Origin of the sequence: Euzebyella marina (genome assembly GCF_014855515.1) — a bacterium.
GTDB classification, from domain to species: domain Bacteria; phylum Bacteroidota; class Bacteroidia; order Flavobacteriales; family Flavobacteriaceae; genus Euzebyella; species Euzebyella marina.
This window is the reverse complement of sequence record NZ_JACYFK010000004.1, coordinates 74,829-85,222: the sequence shown is the minus strand read 5'-3', so window position 1 is coordinate 85,222 and position 10,394 is coordinate 74,829. Positions and strand designations below refer to the sequence as shown.

At 41.7% G+C, this 10,394-nt stretch carries 5 protein-coding genes; 2 read left to right on the top strand and 3 right to left on the bottom strand.

All coding sequences use genetic code 11. The features are described 5' to 3' along the window. The first annotated feature begins 32 nt into the window (after nt 1–32). Both IL356_RS16270 and IL356_RS16265 read left to right on the top strand, forming a co-directional pair. Nucleotides 33–1,739 carry a SusD/RagB family nutrient-binding outer membrane lipoprotein gene (locus IL356_RS16270; protein WP_121849638.1) on the top strand — a complete coding sequence of 569 codons (1,707 nt, stop codon included), beginning with the start codon at nt 33–35 and terminating at the stop codon, nt 1,737–1,739. A 145-nt stretch (nt 1,740–1,884) separates the two neighbouring features. Then, a complete protein-coding gene (locus IL356_RS16265; protein ID WP_205601254.1) occupies nt 1,885–4,215 on the top strand; it encodes a hypothetical protein in 2,331 nt (776 codons plus the stop codon). 2 nt (nt 4,216–4,217) lie between these two features. Here the strand turns inward: IL356_RS16265 and IL356_RS16260 are convergent, their stop codons facing one another. The 3 genes from IL356_RS16260 to IL356_RS16250 form a co-directional block, all read right to left on the bottom strand. Continuing rightward, nucleotides 4,218–5,516, bottom strand: coding sequence for a DUF3748 domain-containing protein (locus tag IL356_RS16260; protein WP_121849636.1), 1,299 nt, complete (start codon nt 5,514–5,516; stop codon nt 4,218–4,220). 83 nt (nt 5,517–5,599) lie between these two features. Beyond that, a complete protein-coding gene (locus tag IL356_RS16255; protein WP_121849635.1) occupies nt 5,600–7,843 on the bottom strand; it encodes a ligand-binding sensor domain-containing protein in 2,244 nt (747 codons plus the stop codon). A gap of 168 nt (nt 7,844–8,011) precedes the next feature. After that, a complete protein-coding gene (locus IL356_RS16250) occupies nt 8,012–10,366 on the bottom strand; it encodes a GH92 family glycosyl hydrolase (RefSeq protein WP_121849634.1) in 2,355 nt (784 codons plus the stop codon). Between the last annotated feature and the right edge of the window lie 28 nt (nt 10,367–10,394).

Below are 10,394 nucleotides of genomic sequence, written 5' to 3'. Positions count from 1 at the left end.
AAGGGCAATTCAATAAAAAATTAGATATAGTTATGAAGACTTTAAATAGAATTATGAACTTGACCCTGATGGTAGGTGCTTTGGTGATTACTTCCTGTGATGACGATATCACCGAAAGAAACATCAACCCGAACGGGGTCAACTTAGAAGAGGGTAACCCCAGCTTCTTGCTTACCGACGTCATGGTCAATACGGCCATGGATGTTGGTCAAAAGGGCTATAGCGACCCTTTGGCTGCCTACGTGCAGTACATTCAAAAAGATTCTTGGGCCACCAACGATTATAATTGGGAAGGCGACGGTTGGGAAGATTATTACAACAATTTAAGAACTGCCAAATTGGCTTTGGAGCGCTCACAAGAGTCTGGCTTGATTTTTCATGAGGCGGTAGCCATGATTCTCAGGGCTCACAATTTTGCTTTGCTAACCGATTTTTATGGTGATGTACCTTACTCAGAAGCATTGCGTGGTGCCGATGAAGATGGTATCGATTTACCCAAATACGATTCTCAAGAATCAGTATACAAGGGTTCAATAGCCGACTTTGAAGCTGCTTCGCAAATGTTGAGTAATAATATGGGCAATTTGGAAACATTCAGTGCCTCTCAAGATATTTTCTTTGGGGGTGACGCCGAAAAATGGGTCAAATATGCCAATTCATTAGCCCTAAGGTACTATATGAGACTTTCTGAAAAAGACCCTAGTTTTGCCAGTGCCGGTGTTCAAAGTATGTTGGCTTCTCCGCTTATTGACAGTGTAGATGAGGAGTGTGCAGTATCTTACCTAGGTATAAGCCCTAGTGATTCGCAGCCAAGTAATGGGTTGTCAGGTACACCATCTAATTTTACCAGGGTGAAGCCATGTACTACCTTGACCTATAAGTTACAAGAGCTAGATGATCCCAGAATGTCAATTTGGTTCGATGCGGTTGAGATTGCCACTACTGTTGTGGCCCCGGCCGATATGCCATCCGGACCTTCTACCTTTTTAGAAATTGTAGATGGTCTTCGATACATTAATACTGATTCTTTGGCCTCAAAAAATTTGGCAATTTATAGTCCTGATACCTGGTATGCCGATAGAGAGGCCGGTTTGACCATGATTGATACAAATAGTGTATACGTTGGCTTGCCGGTTTCAAACCAAGGTACCGAACCTTATACGTACAATTTGAATCCGAGCCCTGTACAGGGTGGCGGCAATATTCATGTTTCATTGATGAACCCGATGTTCAATGAATTGTCAGGGCCAAATTTGAAGGCACGTTTATTCTCGTATGCAGAGCTTTGTTTCTTGAAAGCCGAGGCCGCCTTAAAAGGGTGGGGTACCGATGCCGAAGGCAACTATAACAAAGGTGTAGAGGCCTCACTTGAAACTTGGGGATTGGAAGATGAGTTCGCCGATTACATCGACAACGAAGGCGTAGCCTATGAAGGTACCCTAGAACAGATTATGGAGCAAAAATGGATTGCAAACTTTTCTTCGGCTTCCGAAGCTTATCTTGATTGGAGAAGAACAGGTTTACCCGATTTAGAACCAGGTCCGTTTGCAAGATCAAGCGTCATACCTGTTCGTTTTGTGTATCCTACTGAGAATAGTACGCTAAATGGTGATAACTATTACAGTGCCCTCAATAATCTAGAAGAGACCGAGCATACCGATGATGTTCCTGGTTACATACAGAATGATACTCCATGGTCAAAACCATGGGTTTTACAAGGTGTTGATCAACCTTGGTAATTTGAATGGCGATATATCCGAGAGTGTATATATAATTGTTTGTTAGTTGAGTTATCTGAATTACCTGGGGCCGCAACCTCAGGTAATTTTATTTATCCTAAATTATGTCAGTTGCTTCCAAGCGGTTGCAATAAATCTTAAGGCTGTGAAATATACTTTTCTAATCTGTTTGGTATTTGTTTGGCTAATGTCTTGCAGTAATGAACCCGAAGAAGTTGTTCTTGACCTTTCGGAGGCTTCGATTATTGTTTCCGACTCATTACATGATGCTATGGGCAAAACTATAGTTCAGGTGTTGATCGAGGAAGTTGAAAGGCGAACCCGAATAGATTGGGCTACTTCTGAATTTGATAATTCTAAGTCTTCTATTCTTCTTTGCCTCGAAAACGATAAAGACTTTATTGAAAAATATAACAGTACTATAGGTTCTGAAAAAAGTACCCTAAAGAATGAAGGCTTCAGGCTCTTGCACCAAAAAGAGGAGGGAAAGGATTTATTATGGATTATCGGAGCAGATAAGCGCGGACTTTTATATGGAGTTGGAAAACTTTTACGTCTTGCCCAAATGGCGGAGGGAAAAATAACTATTGAGAAATCATTGAACATTTCTTCCTCACCCGAATATTCGCTTCGCGGACATCAATTCGGTTACCGGAACACTGCAAATTCTTGGGATGCTTGGTCTGTAGAACAATTTGATCAACATTTTAGAGAGCAAATACTTTTTGGGGCGAACAGTTTCGAAAACATTCCTTTTCAAAAACCGGATTCTAGTCCGCATTTTAAATTGAACCCTCAGCAGATGGAGGTTAAAATGAGCGAGATTTGTGAGAAGTACGGCGTCGATTATTGGGTATGGACTCCGGCACCCGAAGATTTAATGGAAGAGAATGCCCATGAAAATGGGTTAAAGGAGCAGGAAGCCTTTTATGCCAGATGCCCAAAGTTGAACGGGGTTTTTGTTCCTGGGGGCGACCCTGGTGAAAACCATCCTTCGGTATTGATACCCTACCTAAAAGATTTGGCGAGTGTATTGAAAAAATACCATCCAAAGGCAGGAATTTGGGTGTCATTACAGGGCTTCAACGAAGAAAAAGTCGATTACTTTTTTGAGTATCTGCAAACCGAAAAACCGGACTGGTTAAAAGGTTTGGTAAATGGCCCGAGTAGCCCACCGCTTGCTTATGAGCGCGAGCAACTTCCGCAAAAATATCAGTATCGCTTTTACCCCGATATAACCCATACCGTGAGGTGTCACTATCCCGCTATTCGGTGGGACCAAGCGTTTGCCCTTACGTTGGGTCGTGAACCCATCAATCCGCAACCTGAATTATATGCCAAATATTTCAGGGAAGATGTAGATAAAACTAACGGGTTTATCACCTATTCAGATGGGTCACATGACGATGTGAACAAAGTTTTGTGGAGTCAATTGGGTTGGAATTCAGAACAAGATATTCACCAAATAGTTTTAGAGTACTGTCGGTTTTTCTTTGGCTCTGAAGTTGCAAAAGAAGCGGCCAATGGAATTTTCTCTTTGGAAAAAAATTGGTCAGGGCCCATTCTTGAAAATGACGGTATTGAAAGCACACTGGTAGTTTGGAAACAATTGGAGGACAAATACCCAGAATTAGCCGGTAATTGGCGATGGCAACAGCTTGTTTTTCGGGCTTATTATGATGCTTATGTAAAGTTGAGGCTTGTGAACGAGTCAGCATTGGAGAGCGAGGCTTATAAAGTTCTTTCCGAATCAAGAACTATGGGTGCGGACGTTGCCATTGATAGCGCCATTAAGGTTTTGAATCAAAGGGATACCACCGATAGAATGGTACAACTGCGTCGCAAAATTGAAGAGAATGGGGAAACATTGTTTCAGAGCATAGGTTCTCAAATGAGCGTGCCCAAGTATCAGGCTCGAAGTGCCGAACGTGGTGCTGTTCTTGACTTTCTAGATATACCTTTAAATAATAAATGGTGGCTAGAAGATGAGTTCGAAAAGGTGAAAAAACTTTCCACAGAGAATAAAAAAATTGGCCGTCTTGATTTCATAAGAACCTATGAAACCCCGGGAGATGGCAGTTTCTACGATAACATTTCTAGTGCAGCTGCAAAACATGTAACTTCTGAAACCGATGATGCCATAGATTATCTTTGGGAAAACGACGGTATGAGCCGTAAAAGATTATCTACCCAACTTTTTCAATTTTCACCAATTTTAGAGTATAAAGACCTCGACCCAGAAGCCAATTATCTAATTAGAGTGGCAGGATATGGCGAAGCACTTCTCAGAGCCAATGGAGAACGCTTGAAACCTACTAAATATGAAAAGGGTTTTGAGCAGTTTAAAGAATTTCCTTTACCCAAAAAATTAATCGGTGATGGTCATCTAAAAATTACTTTTGACAGACCTGACGAAGAACATTTAAATTGGAGAAAACAATCACGGGTGACCGATGTTTGGGTAATCAAGAAGTAGCTCTATAATTCTAAAAGATAAATTTGCTTGGTTGAAATGCCTTCTTCATTTTCAACCAATCTGTTGTAGGCAATAGTTTTTCCATCGTGTGACCAAACAAGATTGGTCGGGGCATTATCGGAAGGTTCGGTCAGTACCTCAAAACCCTCAGAATGTATGTCTCTTTGAATAACAGAATTATTTTGCACATAGATTATTTTGTGTTCACTTGAATGCCAGCGTACGCCGCTTTGTACATCGCTTTTATGAAAGCTGACCTGGATGGTTTGGTCACCGGTAGGTGATATACAAAATACCTGTTTGATATGGTTTTGGTCATAAGCCAAGTAAGCGAGCCAAGCCCCATCAAAAGATGATCGAACGATACCCTCGCAACCGGGCTGTTCGGTTTTTGCGGTAAAAGTCAGCCGGCGTTGAGAGGCACCCTTGGGGGGTGAGGGCAAATCTGATTCCGTGCCCTGCAACAAACCTTTTTCAGATGATAAAGTGATATCTTCCGGTATGTCAACAATGTAAACTTCATCAACATTCTGACCATCGGAGTTTTTTACCGTACCGATAAAACCGCGCGCCCTTTGCTTTTTTCCATTGCGGTCGGTGTATCCATAAGTTCCGACCCAGCTATCGCCGGCAGCCCTACTGATTTCGTCACTGCCGGGTTGAGGTTCAGGGACCACCTCGACCACCAATGTACTGAACCAATCACCTGAAAAGTTTTCCGGGTTTTCTGGGTCTATGATTACTTTACTTTCCGCTTTGGAAACACCTATCGTTCTCAGGTTTAGTATAGCACCAGTAGAATCTTCCAATTGTTTCATGATGGCGTCGTTATAAGTAAACCCGATAAATTTTCCATCACCACTCCATTCATGGCGGTGGGTGCCACCTCTAAGTGCCCCTGGAGTAAAGGGAAGTTCAATATCCCTAGCATCCATAAAAATGGGCTCATTAAGTTGGTTCTCATCAATGATTACCCCGGTACGCCGCCATTGCTCGTAAGGGTTGTCTTTAGAAGAATTCATTAAACCATGAATGAAAGCAACTTTGTTTTCGGTATGGCTGTAGCTCACGGCACCGACCCCAGGGCCATATGCGGTGTTCTTATCTAGGTGGTAAAGCACTTTTTTTTCGCCGGTAGCAACATGAACCTTTTCTATTGTGGCATTGCCCCCGATACCGCCTTTCTCTGTTCTTGTATCATATACCAACCATTGATCATCTGGAGAAAAATTGTCATTATTATCCAAATCGTGGTTGTAGGTGAGATCCGTAGTCAGTTGTCTTTCTTTTTTAAACTCCATCTTCTTGCATGAATGGATATTGGTAAATGCGATTAAAATTAGAAAACAAAACTTTTTGCAATGCATGAAAAAAGGTTTCTTTATTATTCTTTGTTCAGCCTTGGCTCACTAATGACACCTAGATATCGCCCTAACCAATAGGGTAGAAGCCAAATGTCGCCGGCGGAGTATTCTTCTGAACCATCGCCACCTGTTCTATCTAATCGGAACATATTGGCATTGTGGCGTTGCACTTGACGCTCATCTGGCGGTAGTACCTCTTCAGTCGTTTGATCCCTAAAATTAGGTTCGATAAAAGTAAGGTCTTTCCGGTGCGAATTCTTAACATCCCACGAGCGCATATCCATCGGATGTTCCCGAAGATACCAAGCGGCTTCGTCTAGGTCAAAGTTTTGAGTTTCGCATACGGCAGTGAGTAAATTCCATGCCCCATCTTTTTCAGGTCTTTCCGACTCCCAGTGGTCAATAATAGATTCTTTGAATTTCGTTTTTAGGGTATCGTTAAGCGCGTACCTGTACAAGCCCCAATAGCCAAGAAAATACATCTCGTCATCGGAGTGGTTCCAACCTTCGGAAAGCATCTTGCTCCAATCATCGGCGTCTTCAGGGGCTTTGCCAATCTCGCTCATAGGTCTCATCAAATTTTCAAAATAACCATGATTGTTCATCAGGTCGAATGCCTTTTCTTTATATACTTCCTTTTGGGTAAAATGATAGGCCGTTTGAAGCATGGCAATGATATTCGATGAATTGATTTTTCTATCACCTACCATTATAGGCCGCGCATTGACATACTCAGGATTCCATTTACCCCAAGTGGTGGGTTTACCATCAAAGTCAACGAGATAATAGTCGTTTTTGACAATGTGGCCCATGAGCGTATCTATCAAGGTTATGGCTCTTTCCCTTAAATCATTTTCCAATAATTCGGCCATGACGCTGTAAACAAAAATATGGCCAATAGCTTCATCACTGCTCGTGGTCGATTTCCAATCCCACTCTGGGTCATCTGTATGTTGCCATCGATCGGAATCATGAAGACTTTCTATATAACCGCTTCGTTCAAAACTGCGGGAGGGAAAACCTGGGACATCATTGATCGTGAACAATCGTTCCATTGCTTCCATAGATTCATAACAATTTTTCAGGGCTTCTTCATTGCCAGTAACCTTATACCTGTAAACTTGACTTGCCAAGTACATCGACGTCCATAATCCATCATTGTCAGAATCATCTAATCGCCCCGAGTTCACATCACCATTTTTTAAATCTACCAGAGAGGCATTAAAGCCCAAACGTATGTGTCTGTCTCGTACTTGCTTTTCGTAAAAGGCGGCCTTATCGGCCAAGGTCATGGGATCGAAATGAATTTGTGCCAGGCCGTTATCGGTTAAAATATGTACTCTTCCTTCATGGCCGCTACTAATATGAACAACCTTGTTGCCCGGTAACCACCGCTTACCGTAATAATAATTGAAATCACCATCGATATCCATGCGGTAGGCACCCTCATCTGATCCGAACCAGATTTCTTCATCTATGCTTTCGATCCATGTAATTGAGGGCACAGGAAGCTTGTTGATCAAATCGGAAGGTTTGCCGTTAAGTTCGGAGTCTACGGTAAAATAACCGTTTTGTGTGCCTATGTATAACTTTGCACCTACCACGTCAAAAGAAGTGGCCTCATTGTTTATTTTGATTGTCTTTATTTGATTGTTCGATGCGTCGAACGTAGAGACCGAATTTTTTCCTAAAATCCAAAAAACATTGGCTTCATGCCCGTATCTTATTTGTATGATGTTGCCGTCTTCAACAGTACCTTTCCAAGGGGCTTTGTCTTTTGACAAAAACTGCAGTTCTTTCCCATCACTTATTAGGAAATCAAAATTGGAACCAGGTTCCAGCAGATTGGCATTTTCAAGGTCGTGAGGGAGAAATAGGTTACCGGCCCAAGCGTTGCTCAAAACTGCTTTATCATCTACATAGACGAATTGATCTTGAAATAAAGAAATGCCATTCAGGCTTTTATCTTTTAAAGGTCGGTAGGTATTGTCAGCTATCAATGTGCCATCAACCAAAAATTGACCTGCTGAAGTGCGATACAAACCATTTTTGCCTAAGACTTGAACAACACCGTTACGGTCTTCGAACACTTTTTTTGGCGAAACCGAACTGTTAAAATAATATTTGACACTGTAATCTTGTAAGTAGGGAGTGTCTTGATAAATAGGTAGGGTAGCTGATTTTTCGGTATCCCCATTCGAATCATAACATGAGAGGAATAGAAACGGAACCAACAAAAAAATGAAATACAGGCGGTTTAGCATGGGTCAGTTTGATAGGGTTGTTTAAATTGTTTAAATTGATTAGGATAATTTTCCATCAATTGAAACAAAAGAAACGATTAAAACAGCCCTATGCTTCCTATATTTTATTTGGTTTGCATAGAATCTTTTCCCAAAGGCATTTTCTTCTTGTATTCGAACGAGATCTGATTATTTACTCATCGAGGGAGGGATATTTTTGCTTCCCCACGCCTTATTGGGTTTGGGCCCCATTGTAAACTCTAAAGTGCCTCCTTTAAGGATTTGAGAATGATCGATAAAGGTTTGATTGAAAGATTGCCCGTTCAATGTGGCAGATTGTATGTATTGGTTTTCTTTAGAATTGTTCTTGGTCTTTATAGAAAACGATTTACCCTCTGCGAGGTTTAATTGTACTTCCTCAAAAATGGGGCTACCAATGGTGTAAACCGTACTTCCGGGGGCCATTGGGTAAATACCCATGGCACTGAGAATATACCAAGATGACAAAGAACCCATATCTTCATTACCGGACAATCCGCCAGGGCCGATACGGTAAAACTCATTCATGACTTGCCTTGCCCTTTGTTGTGTTTTCCATGGTTGCCCAGCATAATTATACAAATAGGTAACGTGATGAGAAGGCTGGTTACCATGAACATATTGACCGATAGTACCAACGACCCCCACATATTTTGGTGGGGTAATAATGGGCGACATTTCAAAAAAAGTATCCAGTTTACCGATAAACTCTTCTCGGCTTCCGAAAAGGTGGATTAACCCTTGAACATCATGCTGAACCGACCAAACATATTGCCATGCATTCGACTCGGTATAATGACGATTGGGCCTTCTGCCCACAAGCAACGGATCAAAATATTGGTAATAACTATGCTCACCTTCAGTCACAATTTGCTGGGTAGAGTTTTCTAGGCTAGGTAACCAAGACCCATCAGCTTTTCTAGGGCGCATAAATTGACTCTTTTTATCCCAAACATTTTTATAATTATAGGCCCTCTCGATAAACATCTCATGGTCTTTTTCTTTACCCAGTTCTTCGGCCAACTGGGCAATACACCAATCATCATAAGCTAGTTCTAAAGTGTTGGGCACCGCTTCGGTAACCTTATCTATGGGAGCATAGCCCTTATCAAGATAAAATTCAAGACCTGAGCGACTCGCTTCTCTAGGTATCGGTGATTTTGGGGTTTCCATCGCTTTTTTTCTCATGGCTTTGTAAAGCATTTCAACATCAAAATCTTGATAGCCCTTTAAGTAAGCGTCAACGATTATGGGTATTAGGTGGTCACCCACCATCGATTCGCCATAAACGTTCAAGAAGTGCTGTGCAGGTAACCAGCCGTAATTTTTCACTTTTTCCTCAATCGATTTGATATAGTCGTTTACATGTTCTGGGGCGATTAAGGTCATTAAAGGGTGTTGGGTTCTATAGGTATCCCAACATGAAAACGAACCATAAAAATTAAATCCGTCAGCTTTGTGAACTTTACCGTCAGAACCAAAATAGCTCCCATCGATATCTTGAGAAATGTACTGGGCCAATAACGAGCGATATAGGGCAGTGGTGAAAATCTGTTTTTGGTCTTCAGTGCCCCCTTTTACAGTAACTTTCGATAACTCGCTGTTCCAGATATTTTCTGCCCGCTCTTTGGTTTGGTCAAAATTCCAATGAGGAATTTCAGCCTTCAAGTTTTTTCTAGCTCCTTCTATACTAGTATATGAAATACCGACCTTTACAAGTACTTCCTCATCTTCTTCGGTATGATATTGAACAAACGCCCCAATTTTATCGCCCACTTCGGCATTTTTGTATGGGAAAATACTCCCGTCCGATTCAGGCGTTTTATAAGAAGCATCAAAGGTTCCGTAGTATAGAAAGGGCTTGCTGAATTCGGCCACAAAATACACCTTTCCGAGACCGGCCGCTTTAGCTCCTTCAATACGATGATTATCAATAATTTTCAATTCTGAAAGTTCACCTTGAGTCATATTTCCAATTTGATGGCCTACATCTAAAATAATTCTTGAAGTCTCTGACTTTGGAAAGGTGTATCTGTGAAAACCAGCTCGTTCCGTTGAGGTCAATTCTGCCTTTACATTATAATCTTTTAGCATTACCGAATAATAACCCGGGGAGGCAGATTCTTCAGAATGACTAAACCGGGAACGATATCCCGCATCAGGGTTCTCAAGAGAACCTGGAACGACTTGTAGTTTCTGATGGGTCGTGGGCATCAATAGAATTTCTCCTCCATTGACCATTCCAACACCGCTCCAGTGCGTATGACTAAAGCCCATAATTGAACTTTCAGAATAGACATAGCCCGCACAGTACGTCCAACCTTCGGTATGAATATCAGGGCTCAAATGAACCATGGCGTTGGGCAAGGCAGCCCCCGGATAGGTATGGCCGAAAAAATCAGTGCCAATAAAGGGGTCAACATTATCAATTGGTCGATTTTGACTATTGACAGTAATAACTGTAAACAATAACGATAAGGTGGAAAGTAGGCCGGTTCGAAACATGCTTGGTTTATTGTGATTTAGCTAAAAG

Bases quoted from the DNA above. Each gene is read 5' to 3' on its own strand.
- IL356_RS16250 (WP_121849634.1), bottom strand. From the start codon at position 10,366: ATGTTTCGAACCGGCCTACTTTCCACCTTATCGTTATTGTTTACAGTT.
- IL356_RS16260 (WP_121849636.1), bottom strand. From the start codon at position 5,516: ATGGAGTTTAAAAAAGAAAGACAACTGACTACGGATCTCACCTACAAC.
- IL356_RS16255 (WP_121849635.1), bottom strand. From the start codon at position 7,843: ATGCTAAACCGCCTGTATTTCATTTTTTTGTTGGTTCCGTTTCTATTC.
- IL356_RS16270 (WP_121849638.1), top strand. From the start codon at position 33: ATGAAGACTTTAAATAGAATTATGAACTTGACCCTGATGGTAGGTGCT.